Source organism: Ottowia oryzae, assembly GCF_003008535.1.
Classification (GTDB): Bacteria; Pseudomonadota; Gammaproteobacteria; order Burkholderiales; family Burkholderiaceae_C; genus Ottowia; species Ottowia oryzae.
This window is the reverse complement of the sequence record NZ_CP027666.1, coordinates 2,776,461-2,794,368: the sequence shown is the minus strand read 5'-3', so window position 1 is coordinate 2,794,368 and position 17,908 is coordinate 2,776,461. Positions and strand designations below refer to the sequence as shown.

Below are 17,908 nucleotides of genomic sequence, written 5' to 3'. Positions count from 1 at the left end.
GGCCCCGATTTGGCCTTCATTTCAGACGAGCGAGGCCGGGAAGGGCGGTGACAGGCCGACGCCCTTGGGGCGGCAAGCTCCAAGTGCCAGTTTGCTCTCAGATCAGGAGCTTGCCGCGCAGGCGGCTGTAGGGCTGAAGTCCGATCCGGTCCCGAAGGCCAGGCGCCTCCGCAGCGACGCCGAGCGCGGCCGGGCACAAAAAAACGCGGCCCTGGGCCGCGTTCATGGTCCGCCACCAGGCCGTCACTCGAACGGCCGGTGGCGCGCAAGGCATGCTTACTTGAAGCCCACGCGGTCCAGCATCTGCTGCACCTTGACCTGGTTGGCGCCCACGGCGCTGATGGGGATGGTTTCGTACTTGAACGTGCCGCCGCCCGTCATGGACTTGAGCGCCGGGTTGTTGGTGGTCACGCCCTTGGCCACGGGCCATTCGTTGTTGCCGTTGGCAAAGTACTGCTGGGCCGACGGGCTGGCCAGGTATTCCATGAACTTGATGGCCACGTCCGGGTGCTTGGTGTGCTTGGCCACGGCAGCGCCGGCGATGTTCACGTGCGTGCCCCAGCTTTGCTGGTTCGGGAAGACGACGGCCACGCGCTCGGTCACCGCGCGGTCTTCCGGGGCGTTGGAGCGCATCATGCGCGCCAGGTAGTAGCTGTTGGTCACGGCGATCTGGCATTCGCCAGACGCCACGCCCTTGATCTGGTCGGTGTCGCCGCCCTTGGGTGGGCGCGCCATGTTGTCCACCATGCCTTTGAGCCAGGCTTCGGTTTTCTCGGGGCCGATGTGCTCCATCACGGCGCCAAACAGGCTCAGGTTGTAGGGGTGCGAGCCGCTGCGAATGCACAGCTTGCCTTTGTTCTTGGGGTCGGCCAGCTTTTCGTAGGTGTCGACGTCCTCGCGCTTGACCTTGACCTTGTCGTACACGATCACGCGCGCACGGGTAGAAAAGCCATACCAAGGGATGCCGCCATCAGCCGTGGCTGCGCCGTGCAGGCTGGCGGGAATGGCGTCTTCCAGCGCCTTGGATTTGATCGGCAGGAACAGGCCGTCCTGCTCGCCGCGCCAAAGGCGGGCGGCATCCACCAGCAGGATCACGTCGGCGGGCGAAGCGGCACCCTCGGCCTTCAGGCGCGCGATGATGCCGGCGTCGTCCGCGTCCACGCGGTTGATCTTGATGCCGGTGGCCTTGGTGAAGTCGTTGTACAGCGCTTCATCCGTGCTGTAGTGGCGCGCCGAATACAGGTTGAGAACCTGCTGCTGGGCGCTGGCGGCGCCGCCAAACAGGCTGGCCGCCACAACGGCAAGGGCCACGTGCTTCTTCATAAGGGCTTGTCCTTCTGGAATGGGGAAAGGGTGGGGGTAACGCGCTGCGCCCGCTAGGGGCGAGCATCGCCGCCAATGATAGCCAAAACGAGAATCGTTCTCAGTCGTGAGGTGCGCCGGGCACCGGCTGACGGTGGGGCAGGGCTGATGCTTGGCCTTTCGCCCAAAGCGCGTGCGTCAGGACCCGGCGCGCGGCCTCAGCCAAGCGCGCAAACAAAAAAAGGCCGATCGGATGATCGGCCCTTGAAGGGATCCTGAACCAATGGTTTCCAAAGGACCCGAGGAGACAAGCGGTCAGCGGGAGGGTGTCCCGCCACAGCCAAACCCGCGCAGGCGGTGGGCTTGGCTGTGGCGGCTTGGCCAGCAGGTGCGCTGGCCAAGCACTTTCGCTTGGGCGATCTGGCTTGCCACCAGGGCAGCCAGATCACTCAGCCCGAAGGCTTAGCGTTTTTTGGCAGCAGCGCTGGCCGATTTGGCGGCGTTGGTGGCGCTGGTCGTCACGGCGGCAAAATTGGCTTCAGCCACGTCGGACGCTTGTTTCACGGCTTTTTGAACCGATTCGAAAGCGTTGTTGGCAGCGGCCACGGCGCTTTTCATCACGGCCACAGCGGTTTCAGAACCGGCGGGAGCGTTTTTGGCAGCGTTGTCCACCAGTGCGGCGAACTGGGCCTGGCCTTCAGCGACTTTGCCTTCAAAGGCTTTGCCGAATTCGGCGCTGGTGCCTGAAGCGATGTCGTACAGGTGGCGGCTGTAAGCAGCGGCTTTCTCGGCCAGGGGCTGGAACAGGCCGGCTTGCAGGGCCAGCAGCTCTTGCGCGTCTTTGACAGACAGCAGGGCCTGAGTGTGGGTGGCGGATTCGCTCAGCGCGGCCTTGGTGGCTTGCAGGTTCAACTCGACCAGTTTTTCAACGCCTTCGAAGGCTTTGGCGGTCAGGCCGTACAGCGTTTCCATGTTGGCTTTTTGGGAAGCGACGAGTTGCTCGGGGGTCAGCACTTTCAAAATCTCCTGGACAATGGGTGGAAAGAACTACTTTTTTAAAGCTGCCTCGGTGCGTCTTTGTTGCGCTGCAGCATGGTTTGAATTCTAGGTGCGCTGCAAGCGATTGCAATAGCGTTTGGTGCATCGCAGCATTTTTAGGTGCGCTTTTCTAAAACGCTTACAAGGTGGGTTGACCGGCAGCGTGCCGCAGCCTCTCATTCAGTTTCTTGGCCATGCAGGGTTTCTATTCCACGCGCGTCACCTTGCCCCTGCCAGAGGGCCATCGTTTCCCCATCGAGAAGTACGAGCGCCTGCGCGCCCGGCTGGCGGCCGAGCTGCCCGCGCTGCAGCAGGTTCCGGCCGAGCCGGCCAGCGACGAGATGCTCGCCTTGGTGCACAGCGCGCACTACATCGGTGCCGTCAGCCAAGGCACGCTGACGGCCGCCGCGCAGCGCGAGATCGGATTTCCCTGGAGCGAGGCGATGGTCGACCGCGCGCGCCGATCGGTGGGTGCCACTGTCGCGGCGGTGCGCGCGGCGCTCAGCGACGGCGTGGCCGCCAACCTCGCGGGTGGCACCCACCACGCCAGCGCCGACAGCGGTGGCGGCTTCTGCGTATTCAACGACGTGGCCGTCGCGGCGCGTGTGTTCCAGGCCGATGCCCGGCGACGCCAACCTAGCGCCCCCACGGCGCGCGTGGCGGTGATTGATCTGGACGTGCACCAGGGCAACGGTACCGCCAGCATTTTTGCGGACGATGCTTGCGTGTTCACCTTGAGCGTACACGGCGACAAAAACTTCCCCTTTCGCAAAGTGGCCGGCGACCTCGACGTCGGCCTGCCGGACGGCACCGGCGACGCCGATTACCTGCGCGCGCTGGACGAAGCGCTGGCGCAGCTGGCCCAGCGCTTTGACCCGCAACTGGTTATCTACCTGGCCGGTGCCGACGCCCACGAGGGCGACCGCCTGGGCCGCCTGAAGCTGACCGACCGCGGCATGCAGGCCCGCGATGAGCGCGTTTTTGACTGGGCCTGGCGCCGCCGCCTGCCCGTGGCGCTGTGCATGGGCGGCGGCTACGGACACGACCTGGCCACCACCGTACAGGTGCAGATGCACACCTTCGGCGTGGCCTTGGCCGCATTGCGCCGCTGGCAGAATGGCGCGCGATGAACACGCCCGCACGCCCCCAAGCCGAGCCGCGCGACGCCTACCGCGTCTTTCGCACCATCACCACCCGCTGGATGGACAACGACCAGTACGGCCACGTCAACAACGTCATCTACTACAGCTGGTTCGACACGGCGGTGAATGCGCACCTGATCGAGCACGGCGCGCTGGACACGGGGGGCGGCAGCACCATCGGTTTCGTCGTTGAAACGCAGTGCCACTACTTCGCGCCGCTGGCTTTCCCGCAGAACGTGGTGGCGGGCATTCGCGTGGCGCACATGGGCTCGTCCAGCGTGCGCTATGAAGTGGGCCTGTTTGCCGAAGACGGCGCCACCACCGCCGCGCGCGGGCACTTCGTGCACGTCTACGTCGACCGCGCCACGCAGCGCCCGGTGCCGCTGCCCGATGCGCTCAAAGCCGTGCTGGCGCCGCTGCTCGTCAACGGCTAGCAGCAGCGCAGCGGCGCTCCCAAAAGCAGGGCACCCGTGGATCAGCTGAACGCCCCCATCGCCGACCCGGGCAGCGTGGACGCGGCCATCGAAAACCGCTATTCGGTGCGCGCCTTCCTGCCCACGCCCGTGCCGCGTGAGCTGCTGACGCACATCCTGCGCGTGGCCAGCCGCGCGCCCAGCGGCACCAACGCCCAGCCCTGGCGCGTGTACGTGCTGCAGGGCGACCGGCGCGACGAGCTGGTGCGCCAGATGAGCGCCGCACACGACGAGATACGCGACCACCCCGAGCGCGCCGACAAATACCGCGAGGCCTACGACTACTACCCCCGCCAATGGGTCGAGCCGTACCTCAGCCGCCGCCGCCACAACGGCTGGTCGCTGTACGGCCTGCTGGGCATCCAGAAGGGCGACACCGACAAGATGTACGCCCAGCATCACCAGAATTACCGCCTGTTCGGCGCACCCGTGGCGCTGATGTTCACGCTCGACCGCGCCATGGGCCAGGGCAGCCTGGTGGACTACGGCATGTTCATCCAGAACATCATGCTGGCCGCCCGCGCGCGCGGCCTGCACACCTGTGCGCAGGGTGCGTGGAACCCGTTTTCCAGCATCGTGCTGCCGCTGATCGGCGCAGGGCCGAACGAGATGCTGGTGTGCGGCATGGCGCTGGGCTGGGCCGACCCCGCCGCGCTGATCAACACCTACAGCACGCCGCGCGAACCGGTCGAGGGCTTTACCCGCTGGCTGGGCTAGGCTGCTGAGTTTGTTGGCCAAATCGGCCGCCAGCGCTGGTGGGTATTGCGCGGGCAGCTATCAATTTTGATGTTCTTTGCTCAGGTTCGTTGAAGCGGGCAGCGCGGCGGCCACGGCGCTCGGCAGCCAGCCGCGAAAAAGGCACTTCACGCCCACTGGGCGCGGGCGGGGCGCTACACTGTCTGAAGCGCTTTTGAGGGCGCCACCCAAGGAGTGAGACAAAGCATGTCCGGCATCATCCAGAGCCTGCTCGACACCGATCTGTACAAGTTCACCATGATGCAGGCGGTGCTGCACCAGTTTCCGGGCGCGCAGGTGCAGTACAAGTTCAAGTGCCGCAGCCCGGGCGTGCAGCTGGCGCCCTACATCGACGAGATCCGCGACGAGATCCGCCGGCTGTGCCAGCTGCGATTCACCGATGATGAGCTGGCCTACATGCGCAGCCTGCGCTTCGTCAAAAGCGATTTCGTCGATTTTCTGGGCCTGTTCAAGCTCAACGAAAAGTACATCACCCTCACCCCACTGGAGAGCGGCGAGATCGACATCCGCGTGCGCGGCCCCTGGCTGCACACCATCATGTTCGAGATTCCGGTGCTGGCCATCGTCAGCGAGGTGTACTACCGCAACACGCAGCCGGGCTTCGACTTCACCGAAGGCCGCCGCCGGCTGGACGCCAAGCTCGAGCTGCTCAAGGCGCCGGGCCTGGAAGGCCTGCGCATCGCCGACTACGGCACGCGCCGGCGCTTTTCGCGCGACTGGCAGCGCGAGGTGCTGCAAACCATGAAGGCGCGCCTGGGCACGGCGCCGGGCAGCCAGTTCACCGGCACCAGCAACGTGCTGTTCGCCAAAGAACTGGCGCTGCGCCCCATGGGCACCATGGCGCACGAATACCTGCAGGCCAGCCAGGCGCTGGGCCCGCGCCTGCGCGACAGCCAGGTCTTCGCCTTTGAGAAATGGGCGCAGGAATACCGGGGCGACCTGGGCATTGCGCTGTCGGACGTGTACGGCATGAACGCCTTCCTGCGCGACTTCGACATGTATTTCTGCAAGTTGTTCGACGGCGCGCGCCACGATTCGGGCGACCCCTTCAGCTGGGGCGAACGGATGATCGAGCACTACCGCGTCAACCGCGTCGATCCGCGCACCAAGATCATCCTGTTCAGCGACGGGCTGGATTTCCCGCGCTGCATCGAGCTGTTCCAGCGTTTCGAAGGCCGCATCCAGATCGCGTTCGGCGTGGGCACCAACCTCACCAACGACCTGGGGCCCGAGCCGCTGCAGATTGTGCTGAAGATGATCGAATGCAACGGCCAGCCCGTGGCCAAGATATCGGACACGCCCGGCAAGACGATGGTGGAGGACGAGGGCTACCTGACCTACCTGCGCCAGGTGTTCGACCTGCCTGCACCGCCGCCAACCACCACGCCCATCAACCGCTCGGCGCCGGTCATGCGCTAGGCGAGTGCTTTATTATTGATAGCTGCCCGCGCTGGCCAGTCATGCGCCAGAGCCATTCTTAACTTCAAAAACCGATTCTCCTGATGACCCTGCCGCGCGTTTCCAGCCTCCGCCTTGCCACGTTCTTTCGCCTCGCGCTGCTGCTGGGCGTGCTGACGGCCGGCGCGCCGGCGCAGGCGGCCACGCTGGACGGCAGCCAGCTGTCGGTGCTGTGGGCGGTGCCGTTTGCCGGCATCCTGCTGTCGATCGCCATCTGGCCGCTGGCCGGGCCGCATTTCTGGCACCACCACTTCGGCAAGATCGCGGCGGCCTGGGCGCTGGCGTTTCTGGTGCCGTTCGCGCTGGTGTTTGGCGCGGGCACGGCGATGGCCGGGCTGGTGCATGCGCTGCTGGCCGAATACCTCCCCTTCATCCTGCTGCTGACGGCGCTGTTCACGGTGTCGGGCGGCATCTACATCCGCGGCAACCTGCATGGCACGCCGCTGCTCAACACCGGCATTCTGCTGGTCGGCGGGCTGCTGGCCAGCTTCATGGGTACCACGGGCGCGTCGATGCTGCTGATTCGCCCGCTGATCCGTGCCAACGACAACCGCCAGAGCTGCGCGCACGTGGTGGTCTTCTTCATCTTCATCGTCAGCAACATCGGCGGCTCGCTCACGCCGTTGGGCGATCCGCCGCTGTTTCTGGGCTTTTTGAAGGGCGTCAGCTTTTTCTGGACGGTGGGCCACATCCTGCCCGACACGGCATTTTTGATGGTCACGCTGCTGGCGCTGTTCTACGTGCTCGACAGCTACCTCTACAAGAAGCAGGGCGTGACCCGCGCCGACCCGACGCCCGACACCACGCGCTTCGGCTTTGACGGCAGCATCAACTTCGCGCTGCTGGCGGTGGTGGTGGCGCTGGTGCTGATGAGCGGCGTGTGGAAGCCGGGCATCGAGTTCGACATCATGGGCACGCAGGTCGGCCTGCCCAGCCTGGTGCGCGACGCGGGGCTGGTCGCCGTCACGCTGCTGTCGCTGGCCCTCACGCCCAAGCCGGTGCACGAACGTAACCAGTTTGGCTGGGCGCCCATGCAAGAGGTGGCCAAGCTGTTTGCCGGCATCTTTTTGACCATCATCCCCGTCATCGCCATGCTGCAGGCGGGGGCGAACGGGCCGTTTGCCACCGTCGTGCATGCGGTGACGCACGCCGACGGCACGCCCAACCCGGCGGCCTACTTCTGGGCCACCGGCCTGCTCAGCTCGTTTCTGGATAACGCGCCCACCTACCTCGTCTTCTTCAACACCGCCGGGGGCGAGCCAGCGCAGCTGATGGGGCCGCTGGCCAGCACGCTGGCCGCCATCAGCGCGGGCGCGGTTTTCATGGGCGCCAACACCTACATCGGCAACGCGCCCAACCTGATGGTCAAGGCGCTGGCCGAAGACCGGGGCGTGAGGATGCCCAGCTTCTTCGGCTACATGGCGTGGAGCGGCGGTGTTCTGCTGCCGCTTTTCGCCGTGGCGACGTGGCTTTTCTTCTAGCCAGATGGTTTTAAAAAGATAGCTGCTGGCGCTGGTGGGATGGGCGCTGAAGGCGGTTTTGTTGCATGGCCTGGCGCAATCCGCACGGAGGAGCGCCGCGCTGCCTCGCACGCTGACCCGGGCAGCCGCCAAGCGTCGATCGGCGTGATCGGTTCGGGTGGCCCGCCCTCGCGGTAGGGCGCTTATACGGCCAGTCGCGCGCCACGCGGCTGCGGCACGCCGTCAGGCGCAGCTCAACAAAGTCCCGTTACAATCGCCGCTTTCGCGTCATCGGGGAGTAGCTGACCTGCGCAATGCAGGGGCCCTCGTCAACACACTTGGCCCTCACGGCCATGGCGTGGGCAGCTTCCAAAGCCTGGCAAGACCTTTGACCACTGCGCGTTCTGGAATTGGGCCGGGGACGCGCCGTGGTTCATTGGTTATTTCAGGCCCGGAGATCCCACAATCATGGAAGCTTTTCTGGTATCCACCGGCGTCGTTGCGCTCGGTGAAATGGGCGACAAGACCCAGTTGTTGGCCATCCTGCTGGCCGCCACGTTTCGCAAGCCCTGGCAGATCGTTGCCGGCATCTTCACCGCCACCATCATCAACCACGCGCTGGCAGGCGCCGTGGGCGGCTGGGTCGCGCAGGCCATGGGCCCGAACGTGCTGCGCTGGGTGATCGGCGGCTCGTTCCTGGCCATGGCGGCATGGATGATGATCCCCGACAAGATCGAGGACGACGCGGCCAAGACCAGCCACGCTTTCGGCGCCTTTGGCACCACGGTGATCACGTTCTTTCTGGCCGAGATGGGTGACAAGACACAAATCGCCACCGTGGCCCTGGCCGCGCGCTACCCCGACGTGGTGGCGGTGGTGGCGGGCACCACGCTGGGCATGATGCTGGCAGACGCGCCCGCCGTCTTTCTGGGCGACAAGATCGCGCAAAAAGTGTCGATGCGCCTGGTGCACGGCATTGCAGCCGCCATTTTTGCGGTGCTGGGCGTGCTGACCCTTTTGAACGTGGGCAATTTGTTCTGAATCTGGGCTTTGCTCCAGCTGTTGCGGACAGCCGCTACGTTAGCTGGCTAAAGGCTGAGTCCACCGAGCGATCGGTGTAGGTGGGGCTAGACTGGCAAGCCCGACCGATCAAGGACAAGGCTGTTTCTGATGTTGAAAATCTTTGGGACTGTACTGGCCGCTGTTGGCGTTAACAAAGCGACAGCGCCGGCTGTCTACACCACCTCTGCGTGTGCCCAATTCGGTCAACCCGAGTTTCAGGTATCGATAAGCGACGAGCCGATTCCCGACGTTGACATTCAACATTTCCTGAAATCCCTTGAAGGTATGGTGGCCGCGGGATCGCGGTTCAGCCCTGGGCAGACATTGCAGGTGGGCTGGTCTGCATTGCGTGTCGTGGCTGGCGATGAAGGCTTGTTGCGCCTGCATGAGCCGGACATGAAGGCTTTTCCCATTCGCTATGTGAATTCGGTCGATGCCACCTTGCGTCAGCTTCGCGCCCAAAAGGATGCTGTCGAGAGCGTGCTGCCTGCTGCATCCTTGACCTTCCCATCGATGACGGAAAGTGCGGTTGTCCATGTCAACTACAAAAAGTCGCGCGTGCTGGTCATGCAGCGGGCGCGCCCGGAGGGGCACGACTCTGGGTGGTGGGTGTCTGAGCCAGGCGCTGAAGCCGACTCGGCGTCGATGAGCCGGATTTCACTTTACCGCCTCGCGCTGGATCGGCCAGACCTGATCCAGTTTTTCGCTTTTCCGCCCGACACGGTGGTGTTAGTGGCGGACCGGGTCGGTGTGGCGAAAGATCGGGTGGAGCTGCCTATCAAGCCTGGCTCTTACCTGGATCACTTGAATCGTCGGGCGCGCACGAAGTAAGCCGTGGCGTGGTGAAAGCCACCGGCCGCGCCTTCACAAATCGGTGCGCAGCTGCCAAAGCTCTGGGAAAAGCACCACGTCGAGCATCTTGCGCAGGTAGCTCACCCCGCCCGTGCCGCCGGTGCCGCGCTTAAATCCGATGATGCGTTCTACCGTGGTCACGTGCCGAAAGCGCCACAGGCGGAAGGCGTCTTCCAGGTCGGTCAGCTTCTCGGCCAGCTGGTACAAGTCCCAGTGCTGCTCGGGCGCGCGGTACACGCTCAGCCAGGCGGTTTCGACTTCGGGGCTGGCTTGGTACGGTTGGGTCCAATCGCGGCTCAGGCGGTTGGCGGGCGCCGGCACGCCCTGGCGTGCCAGCAGGCGCAGCGCCTCGTCGTACAGCGACGGCGCCTGGTAGTAGGACTGCACCAGCGCCAGCCTGTCTGCGTGGTGCTCGTGCGGCTTCAGCATGGCCGCGTTCTTGTTGCCCAGGGCGAATTCAATGCAACGGTACTGGAAGCTCTGGAACCCGCTGGACGGCCCCAGGTAGGGGCGAATGGCGCTGTACTCAGGCGGGGTCATGGTGGCCAGCACGTCCCAGGCGTGCACCAGCTGCTCCATGATGCGGCTGGCGCGGGCCAGCTTCTTGAAGGCGGGCGGCAGGCGGCTTTCGCGCACGTCGCCAATGGCCGAGGTCAGCTCGGTCAGCAGCAGCTTCATCCACAGCTCGCTGGTCTGGTGCTGGATGATGAACAGCATCTCATCGTGCGCGGGCGAAAGCGGGTGCTGCGCGCTCAGGATCTGGTCGATGTGCAGGTAGTCGCCATAGCTCATCGACTGGCTGAAGTCGAGCTGGGCGCGCTCTTCGTGCACGATGGATTCGGGGCGTTGGGGTTCGGTCATCGGTGTGCGCGTGTCAGGTTGTCATGTCGCCCAGGCGGACGTCAGGCGAGAGGGTGAGGCGCCGCAGCGTTGAGCGGATCGGTGGGCTGGGCTACGGCAGCATGCGACGCACTGGTCGCCCATTGCACCGCGCTTTTTGCCGGCACCTGCGGCAGATCCGGCTGCGTTTGCCGCGCCGATTCGGCCGCCAGAACACGCGCCAAATGCCGCGCCGGCGTGCGCTGCAACCCGTGCAGCAGCGTGTGGGCAGGATCGGGAATGTGCCAGCGCGCGCGCAGGTCGGCCTGCATGCGCAGCAGCAGATGGGCAGTCATCTCGGCGTCGGCCAGCGCGCGGTGGGCTTTTTCGGCCGGCGGCAACTGCAAGTGCCTGACGATGCGGCCCAGCGAATGGCTGGGCGCTTCAGGGTACAGGCGGCGCGACAGCAGCACCGTGCAGGCGAACAGCTCGGCCATGGGCCGGGCGGGCGGGTGGCCGGCGCGGGTCAGTTCGTCCAGCCAGAACTTGCTGTCGAACGACGCGTTGTGCGCCACCAGCGGCGCATCGCCCACAAAGCGGGCGGCGTCGCGCATCACTGCATCGGCGGGCCGTGCGGCGCGCAGCATGGCGCTGGTGATGCCCGTCAGCTGCGTGATGAAGGCGGGCATGCCCTGCCCGGCGTTCATCAGGCTCTGGAACCGGTCGACGATGCGGCCAGACTCGATCAGCACGATGCCCACCTCGGCGGCCCGCGCGCCGTGCGCCGGGCTCATGCCGGTGGTTTCAAAGTCGAGGATGGCGATGCGCTGGGTCATGGCGGCCAAGCTTACTCAGGTCACCGCATTCACGTGGTTGAACTCGGGCTGCTGCCATTCGCCGCTGGCCAGCACGTCGCGCAGGTGTTCCACCGCGTGCCAAACGTCTGCAAAGCCCACGTACAGCGGCGTGAAGCCAAAGCGCAGGATGTCCAGATGGCGCCCCGTGCCGTCGCCCTTGCGGAAGTCGCCAATCACGCCGCGCGCGATCAGCGCCTGCACGATGGCGTAGGCGCCGCTGCCTTGCCCATCCACGCCCAGGCCTTCGGCGCGCGTCAGGCACACCTGCGAGCCGCGCCGGGCGTGCTCGCGCGGGGTGGCCAGGCCGATGCCGTGGCCGGCGCAGCGCTGCTCGACCAGCGCAATGAACAGATCCGTCAGCGCCAGCGACTTGGCGCGCAGCGCGGCCATGCCACCCAGGGCTTCGCTGGCGGTGAACACATCCAGCCCGCACTGCAGCGCCGACAGGCTGAGGATGGGCTGCGTGCCGCACAGGTAGCGCTGAATGCCGGCTGCGGGCCGGTAATCCGGCGTGAATTCAAACGGCGCCGCGTGGCCGAACCAGCCGGACAGCGGCTGCCAGAAGCGGTCGGTCAAGCGCGGGTGCACCCACACGAAGGCGGGCGCGCCGGGGCCGCCATTCAGGTATTTGTAGCTGCAACCCACGGCGTAGTCTGCGTTGGCGCCCAGCAGGTCGACGGGCACGGCGCCGGCGCTGTGGCACAGGTCCCATACGCAGACGATGCCCTGGGCGTGCGCCTGCGCGGTGAGGGCGGCCATGTCGTGCATGGCGCCGGTGCGGTAGTTGACGTGCGTCAGCATCAGGATGGCGACGTCGTCCCGCAGCTGCGCGGTGATGTCTTCGGGCTCCAGCAGCACCAGCTCCAGCCCGTGCGCCTGGCAGACGGATTGGGCGATGTACAGGTCGGTGGGGAAGTTGCTGCGCTCGCTCAGCACGCGCGTGCGGCCCGGATGTTCGGCCTGCGCCAGCCGCGCGGCGGCCGTCAGCACCTTGTAGAGGTTGATCGACGTGGTGTCGGTAAACGCCACCTGGCCCGTGCCAGCGCCGATCCAGGGGGCGAACTGGTCGCCCAGGCGCTGGGGCAAGTCGATCCAGCCGGCCTTGTTCCATGCGGTGATCAGGTCTTGCCCCCATTCCTGCTGCACCACTTCCGCCACGCGCGCGGCGGCGGCGCGCGGCTGGGCGCCGAGGGAATTGCCGTCGAGGTAGATCACGCCTTGGGGCAGGCTGAACTGCGCCTTCAGCGGCGCCAGCGCGTCGGCGGCGTCCAGCGCGCGGCAGGATTCGAGGGTGTGGGTGGTTGGGCTCATGGTATGAAATTGATAGCTGCTAGCGCTGGTGGCACCTGCGCCAGCAGCTGATTGGATGGATAAACCGGTTTGAATGCGGCCCCGCCGATCAAGCCAGCGCACGCAGCACCGCGCGCACGGGTGAGGCGTCGGCCGTCATCCACTTCAGGGGCAGGGCGATCAGCTCGTAGTCGCCCTCGGGCACGTCGTCCAGCACCAGGTTTTCCAGCACGCGCAGGTCGCGCCGGCGGATCACCTGGTGGCTGTCCAGCGTCTTGCTGTCGGCAGGGTCGATGCTGGCGGTGTCGATGCCGATCAGCTGCACGCCCGCGTCGGCCAGGCGTTCTACGGTGGCGGGAGCGTAGGCGGCCAAGGCGCCGTCCCACCGGTCCACGGGCATGCGCGCGTAGGTGCGCACCAGCACGCGCGGCGGCAGGCCAGCGCCGATGGCGTGGGCGATGTGGTGCCATTCGATCAGCGGCCCGCAGTCCAGCGCATGGATGACGCGGCAGCGGCCCAGAAAGGGCGCGAGGGGCACTGCGCCCATCGCCTCGCCGCCCGGGGCGTAGTGCAGCGGCGCGTCGGCGTGCGCGCCCACGTGCGGCGACATCGTGACGGCGCTCACGTTGACCGGGCAACCCGGGCCGATCTCGGCCGCCCATACCTGGCTGTACGGCGTGTCGCCCGGGAAGACGGGCGTGGTGGCGTGCACGGGCGGCGAGATGTCCCACAGCCGTGGCGCAGCGGGCGCGGCTGGCGCACCGGGCGCATCCGGTGCGGCGTTATGGGCAAAGTCAGGTGGCGTGGGCATGCCGTGGAACTTAAGGCCGCGCGCCGGGGCGTGGTGTCGGTTATTTCCAACGGATGGCGCTGGGTACGGCGCAGCGGCGGGGCAGGGCGCATGTGCCGTGTTGGGCCGCACCCGCGCCGGATGGCCTGGCGGTGGGCGCGTCGGCGCTTGGCAAGGGCGCGTCAAGCAGGCTTTGGTGACGGTGAACTGCTATGGATAGAGTAGCTGGTGGCGCTCTTCCCACCGGCGCTAGACGGCGTTTTGGCTAGTAAGCCCCAAGGTCGCCCAGCCCATGCCGCGCGCGCGCCCGGTGGCAGGCATCGCTGCCGGATTCGAATTCGCGGCAGGGCGAAGGCCGCCATTCGTAGATGCCGCAGGCCACGCGCTCGCCCACGCGCCCGGTCAGCGCCGCGCAGCGCGGCGGTTGGTGGTCGGTGCCGCGCAGGCGGCAGTTGCTGCCCGTCAGCGGCGCGGCCAGGCCGTCGGGCACGCAGCCCCCTTCAGACAAAAGTTCGTGCACCGAGAAATCCACGCGGAATGTCGCGCAGCAGGCGCCGCAGTGCTGGCAATCGGGTGGGTTGGCGTCGATTAGAGAGGCTGTCACTGGCTGCGGTGCGGTGGGTGAGGTGGATGGCTGCGCCACAGGAGAGGGGAACGCGAAATATCAACGCTTAAGCATTCCGTCTCGGCTGCGGTGTCGCACAAAACCGTAACTATGGTTTAAATTCGATGTGAGTTGTCTGCGACCGCGATACGAAATCAAAGCGTGGCCACAGAGCTTTTGATTCAACCTACCACGAAGGATAAGAACCATGCGCACCGACATGTTCCAGCAAGTTTTGGAAGAACTGAAGGGCTCTTCCGCCGACGTCGAAGCTTCGGCACTGATCTCGACCGACGGCCTGATGATCGCCTCGGCCCTGCCGCAAGGCATGGACGAAGACCGCGTGGGCGCCATGTCTGCCGCGCTGTTGTCGCTGGGCGACCGCGCTGCGCGCGAACTGGCCCGTGGCACGCTGGAGCGCGTGCTGCTGCAGGGCGAGCGCGGCTACGTGATCATGAGTTCGTCCGGCACCGAGGCCGTGCTGACCGTGCTGGCCAAGCAAAACGCCAAGCTGGGCCTGTTGTTCCTGGACATCAAGCGCGCAGCCGAAGCCCTGTCCAAGCTGATCTGAGGGGGATCGCACCATGGTATTTCCCCCCATGCAACCGGCCGCCGACGCGACGGTGGCGCGTGAACACACCTACCACGACGGCAGCAGCCGCACCGTGATGGTCAGCGAGCGCGAAATCGCCTATCCGCAAGGCCGCCTGATCATCTCGCGCACCGACCTGGACGGCATCATCACCCACGCCAACGACGCGTTTGTCGAGTTGTCGGGCTACGCGCGCGAAGACCTGATCGGCCAGCCCCACGCCATCCTGCGCCACCCCGACATGCCCCGCGCCGCTTTCAAGGACCTGTGGACCACCGTGGCGTCCGGCAAGAAGTGGCACGGCTACGTCAAGAACCTGTGCAAGGACGGCTCGCACTACTGGGTCTACGCCACGGCGGTGCCCAACGTGCGCGGCGGCAAGATCGTTGGCTACACCTCGGTGCGCCGCCAGCCCTCGCGCGCCAAGATCGCGGAAATCACCGCAACCTACAAAGAATGGCTGGCCAAGGAAGGGAGCCCGGCATGAGCTTGAACTTTCTGATCGCGCCCGATTTCGCGCCCGAGCGTTTTGCCGGTTGGCACATGCTCAACACCGTGCTGCAAAAGCGCTCTGCTGAATCGCTGCACCTGTTGACGCCCGCTTCGGCCGCCGAGCAGGCCGAACTGATCGCCAAAGGCGATGTGGCCGCCGTCTACGCCAACCCGTTTGATGCCGCTTCGATGATCCGCGATGCGGGTTACGTCGCCGTGGCGCGCCCGCTGGGCAAGTCGGACGAGATGGTGATGGCCACGCGCGCCGATTCGCCGCTGAATTCGATCGAGGGCCTCAAGCCCGGCTGCAAGATTGCGCTGACCGACAACAAGGACGTGAAGCTGATCGGCCTGCGCCTGCTGGAAGCGGCCGACCTGACCGAGGCCGACGTGCAGTGGCAACTGGTGGAAAGCTACCAGGCGGCCGCGCGCATGACGATCAAGGGCGAGGTCGACATCGGCTTTTTCCTGGCCGAGGCCTACAACTCGCTGTCGCGCCTGACCAAGACGCAACTCAAGCCGCTGATGGAAAGCAAGCTGGCCGACATCACCCACGTGCTGTTGATTCACCCACGCATCGGCGCCAGCCTGGACAAGCTGCGCGACGCGCTGCTGGGCCTGGCAGGCACCGCCGACGGCCAGCCCGCGCTGGACGAGCTGGGCATCGAGCAGGGCTTTGAAGCCATGTCGGTCGAGGACGGCGAGTTCATGATCGACCTGATGGACACGCTGCTGAGCTGATATGCCGCTGCGCACCTTGTCGCCACGCGAACGCTTCCGTCAGGCAGGGCGTGATGTACTGCGCGTGCCGGGCGATCGCCGGCTGCACGAGGCGCGCGTGATGGCGGCCTGCGCCCTGGACGGCGCCGAGCCGGTTCAGGGCGCGCTGGCGGACCTGATGGTCGCCTGCCTGCCGGATGATGAGGCCACCGTGCGCCTCCTGCGGCGCCCGCAGGTGGCCCAGCGGCTGGCGCCGTTTGTGGCGCGCGCCTTCCTGCGGCTGTCCAGCCAGCGCCAACGCCTGCCGCGCGTCAGCGCGCTGGCCACGCGCTTTTGTGTGCTGGCCATGCCGTCGCTGGACGTGCCCAAGCGCGCCTTGCTGGTCGGCGTGGACGATTCGCGCGAGTTGGCGGCCCAGGCCATTCCCGCGCTGCTGGCGGGCGACGAAGAGGCGGAAGCCGCTTTCCTGGATCACTGTGAGGGCGCGGGCGACTCGCTGGCCTTCATGCTGGGCAGCCGCGCCCTGTCGCGCGCCGGCCGGCCGATGGCGCCGCGCTGGGACGAGGTTTCCGCGGCGTTGCAACAAGGAGTACGCAGTTGAGTTCGATCTTGCTGGCCGGGCTGACGGACCATGAAGCCGCCGCGATAGAAATCATGGTGGGCATGAACTGGTCAGACCGGCACGTGCTGACGATCGCCCGTGGCGTCGGCCTGGGCGTGCCCGAACAGACCCCGGCCGCCAGGGCGTGCACCCATTGCGTGCTGGACCTGTTTGGCTTCGGTTTGCGCCGCTACTCCGCCGAGAACGAGGTCAAGCTGCGCGCCTTTTTGGGCAACCGCTCGGCGGTGCTGCTGATATGGGGCAACGGCGGCGGCTGGCTGGAGCAGCATTTGCGCTGGGCGCACGGTCAGGCGGTGGCCTGGGTCAGCATGCCCTACACCAGCGCCGAAATGCTCGCGGCGATCAAGCAGATTCACGACGTGGGGCCGCCGGTGCGGCTTCGGCACGACGCCTTCAGTGATTTTGCAGACACCGCGCCCGATGAAGCTGGCGCGCACAGAGCGGCCACGCCAGGGCGCTCGCGCCTATCGACCGCCGAGGCTGAAGATCGCTCGCCATCCGAAACCGGCACCGAGGCCGACGCGGCTGAGCCGCCGGTTCCGGCCTGGCGCCGTGCAATGGCCTTGGCCGATCAATTGAAAGCGTCCAGAGCATCGGCCGCCGCCTCGGTGGGTGCGGCGATGCGCTCCGCCACGGACGAGGTGGCCTTGGCACCCGGCGCAGCTTCGCCCACGCCAACGGCGGTCAGCCTCAAGGTGGCCGCCTTGCGCGAAGCCGCCAAAGCGCTGGCGTCGAAAACAGCGGCTGGCGTTGGCGCGGCCATCAGCACAGGCGCCACCGCCGCAGGGGCGGGCGTGTCCCGCACGGCGACGGCCTCGCTAACGCCCGAGGCGAGAGCAAGCGCAGCACCGCGCGCGCCCGCCAAGGGTGTGACGCAAGGCGCGCTGGCGGATATGCAAAGAATCTTTCCCGCGTTGGCGGGCGTGCCCCTCTTGCGTGTGTGCGAGCGCGCGCTGGCCGGCCAGGGAGCGCAGCTGTTGCGTGTGGCGGGCAAGTCCGCCTTCGTCGTTGATGCGTCTCAGGGCTGGATCGCTTCGGGCCTGCCGGTCTCGGCGTTGGTCAAGATGCTGCACACCCCCGATCTGGTCGAGCACATGGAAGTGCAGCCACTGCCCGCCAGTGACGTGGATGCCACGCTGGAGAGGCTTTTTGGCGCCAGGTTTCGCGGTGCCAAGACCGCCCTGGATGCGGTCATGTGGGAGCTGTTGAGTGATGCGCTGAAAGACCTGCCCTTGGCGCCGCAGGGTGAGCTGAGCTTTCGGCTGCATCGCTTTCCCAACTTCACGCACCTGCAGAGCGTGGGTGCGCTGGACGTCCAGCTCGCTTCGATCTGCTCGCGCGTGGAACAATCGGCCAGAGACCTGGTGCGAGCCTTCCCACGCAACGAGGCCGACGTGCACCGCTTCGTCGTGCTGTGTGTGCTGTCTGGCGTGGCGGGCATCACGCGCACCAGCTTCATTCACCGTCGGGAGCCGCCGGCAGCGGGGGCAGGCGCCGCTGCAGGGGCGGCCAAGCCCACGGCCCAAACCGCCGCGCGGCGCGGCTTTTTCAAGTCCTTGCTGGACAAGCTTTTCTGACG

General features: G+C 66.3%; 19 protein-coding genes, 1 pseudogene and 1 riboswitch. Of the genes and pseudogenes, 12 read left to right on the top strand and 8 right to left on the bottom strand.

Annotated features, from left to right (window positions below; translation table 11 throughout):
- Nucleotides 1-97: 97 nt before the first annotated feature.
- The 3 genes from C6570_RS18495 to C6570_RS12770 all read right to left on the bottom strand — a co-directional run bounded on the left by C6570_RS18495 (nt 98) and on the right by C6570_RS12770 (nt 2,274).
- Nucleotides 98-226 carry a hypothetical protein gene (locus tag C6570_RS18495; protein ID WP_281260826.1) on the bottom strand — a complete coding sequence of 43 codons (129 nt, stop codon included), beginning with the start codon at nt 224-226 and terminating at the stop codon, nt 98-100.
- A 50-nt stretch (nt 227-276) separates the two neighbouring features.
- Nucleotides 277-1,323: an extracellular solute-binding protein gene (locus C6570_RS12775; protein ID WP_106703559.1), complete on the bottom strand. Its 1,047-nt coding sequence runs from the start codon at nt 1,321-1,323 to the stop codon at nt 277-279.
- A gap of 441 nt (nt 1,324-1,764) precedes the next feature.
- Complete coding sequence (locus C6570_RS12770) at nt 1,765-2,274, bottom strand: phasin family protein (RefSeq protein ID WP_245896483.1); 510 nt, start codon at nt 2,272-2,274, stop codon at nt 1,765-1,767.
- Between the two features lie 260 nt (nt 2,275-2,534).
- Between C6570_RS12770 and C6570_RS12765 the strand changes: the two genes are divergently transcribed.
- The 7 genes from C6570_RS12765 to C6570_RS12735 all read left to right on the top strand — a co-directional run bounded on the left by C6570_RS12765 (nt 2,535) and on the right by C6570_RS12735 (nt 9,522).
- The gene (locus tag C6570_RS12765; RefSeq protein ID WP_106704680.1) at nt 2,535-3,470 is read left to right on the top strand and encodes a histone deacetylase family protein; all 936 of its coding nucleotides are present in this window, start codon (nt 2,535-2,537) and stop codon (nt 3,468-3,470) included.
- Complete coding sequence (locus C6570_RS12760) at nt 3,467-3,916, top strand: acyl-CoA thioesterase (RefSeq protein ID WP_106703558.1); 450 nt, start codon at nt 3,467-3,469, stop codon at nt 3,914-3,916. Before C6570_RS12765 ends, C6570_RS12760 begins: the two co-directional genes overlap by 4 nt.
- Nucleotides 3,917-3,952: 36 nt before the next feature.
- Nucleotides 3,953-4,672: a nitroreductase gene (locus tag C6570_RS12755; RefSeq protein ID WP_106703557.1), complete on the top strand. Its 720-nt coding sequence runs from the start codon at nt 3,953-3,955 to the stop codon at nt 4,670-4,672.
- A 225-nt stretch (nt 4,673-4,897) separates the two neighbouring features.
- Entirely contained in the window at nt 4,898-6,130 is a 1,233-nt protein-coding gene (gene pncB / locus C6570_RS12750; RefSeq protein ID WP_106703556.1) for a nicotinate phosphoribosyltransferase, read from the top strand.
- A gap of 83 nt (nt 6,131-6,213) precedes the next feature.
- Nucleotides 6,214-7,650 carry a sodium:proton antiporter gene (locus C6570_RS12745; RefSeq protein WP_106703555.1) on the top strand — a complete coding sequence of 479 codons (1,437 nt, stop codon included), beginning with the start codon at nt 6,214-6,216 and terminating at the stop codon, nt 7,648-7,650.
- A gap of 260 nt (nt 7,651-7,910) precedes the next feature.
- Nucleotides 7,911-8,089, top strand: a riboswitch (yybP-ykoY riboswitch).
- 8 nt (nt 8,090-8,097) lie between these two features.
- Entirely contained in the window at nt 8,098-8,670 is a 573-nt protein-coding gene (locus tag C6570_RS12740; RefSeq protein ID WP_106703554.1) for a TMEM165/GDT1 family protein, read from the top strand.
- 129 nt (nt 8,671-8,799) lie between these two features.
- Entirely contained in the window at nt 8,800-9,522 is a 723-nt protein-coding gene (locus tag C6570_RS12735) for an immunity protein Imm33 domain-containing protein (RefSeq protein ID WP_106703553.1), read from the top strand.
- A 33-nt stretch (nt 9,523-9,555) separates the two neighbouring features.
- Here C6570_RS12735 and kynA read toward each other — a convergent pair whose 3' ends face one another.
- The 5 genes and pseudogenes from kynA to C6570_RS12710 all read right to left on the bottom strand — a co-directional run bounded on the left by kynA (nt 9,556) and on the right by C6570_RS12710 (nt 13,903).
- Nucleotides 9,556-10,404, bottom strand: coding sequence for a tryptophan 2,3-dioxygenase (kynA, locus tag C6570_RS12730; protein ID WP_106703552.1), 849 nt, complete (start codon nt 10,402-10,404; stop codon nt 9,556-9,558).
- A gap of 173 nt (nt 10,405-10,577) precedes the next feature.
- Nucleotides 10,578-11,198 (bottom strand): annotated as a pseudogene (locus C6570_RS12725) (3'-5' exonuclease); the annotation flags it as partial.
- Nucleotides 11,199-11,213: 15 nt separating this feature from the next.
- Nucleotides 11,214-12,530, bottom strand: coding sequence for a kynureninase (gene kynU, locus C6570_RS12720; protein WP_106703550.1), 1,317 nt, complete (start codon nt 12,528-12,530; stop codon nt 11,214-11,216).
- An 88-nt stretch (nt 12,531-12,618) separates the two neighbouring features.
- A complete protein-coding gene (gene kynB / locus C6570_RS12715) occupies nt 12,619-13,320 on the bottom strand; it encodes an arylformamidase (protein ID WP_106703549.1) in 702 nt (233 codons plus the stop codon).
- A gap of 244 nt (nt 13,321-13,564) precedes the next feature.
- A complete protein-coding gene (locus C6570_RS12710; RefSeq protein WP_245896187.1) occupies nt 13,565-13,903 on the bottom strand; it encodes a YkgJ family cysteine cluster protein in 339 nt (112 codons plus the stop codon).
- Nucleotides 13,904-14,111: 208 nt separating this feature from the next.
- Between C6570_RS12710 and C6570_RS12705 the strand changes: the two genes are divergently transcribed.
- The 5 genes from C6570_RS12705 to C6570_RS12685 are packed head-to-tail and all read left to right on the top strand — an operon-like array spanning nt 14,112 to nt 17,906.
- The gene (locus C6570_RS12705; RefSeq protein WP_106703548.1) at nt 14,112-14,474 is read left to right on the top strand and encodes a roadblock/LC7 domain-containing protein; all 363 of its coding nucleotides are present in this window, start codon (nt 14,112-14,114) and stop codon (nt 14,472-14,474) included.
- A gap of 13 nt (nt 14,475-14,487) precedes the next feature.
- A complete protein-coding gene (locus C6570_RS12700) occupies nt 14,488-14,982 on the top strand; it encodes a PAS domain-containing protein (protein ID WP_106703547.1) in 495 nt (164 codons plus the stop codon).
- Nucleotides 14,979-15,728: a PhnD/SsuA/transferrin family substrate-binding protein gene (locus C6570_RS12695; RefSeq protein WP_106703546.1), complete on the top strand. Its 750-nt coding sequence runs from the start codon at nt 14,979-14,981 to the stop codon at nt 15,726-15,728. Before C6570_RS12700 ends, C6570_RS12695 begins: the two co-directional genes overlap by 4 nt.
- A gap of 1 nt (nt 15,729) precedes the next feature.
- Nucleotides 15,730-16,308: a hypothetical protein gene (locus C6570_RS12690; protein WP_106703545.1), complete on the top strand. Its 579-nt coding sequence runs from the start codon at nt 15,730-15,732 to the stop codon at nt 16,306-16,308.
- The gene (locus C6570_RS12685; protein ID WP_106703544.1) at nt 16,305-17,906 is read left to right on the top strand and encodes a hypothetical protein; all 1,602 of its coding nucleotides are present in this window, start codon (nt 16,305-16,307) and stop codon (nt 17,904-17,906) included. Before C6570_RS12690 ends, C6570_RS12685 begins: the two co-directional genes overlap by 4 nt.
- The last annotated feature ends 2 nt before the right edge of the window (nt 17,907-17,908 follow it).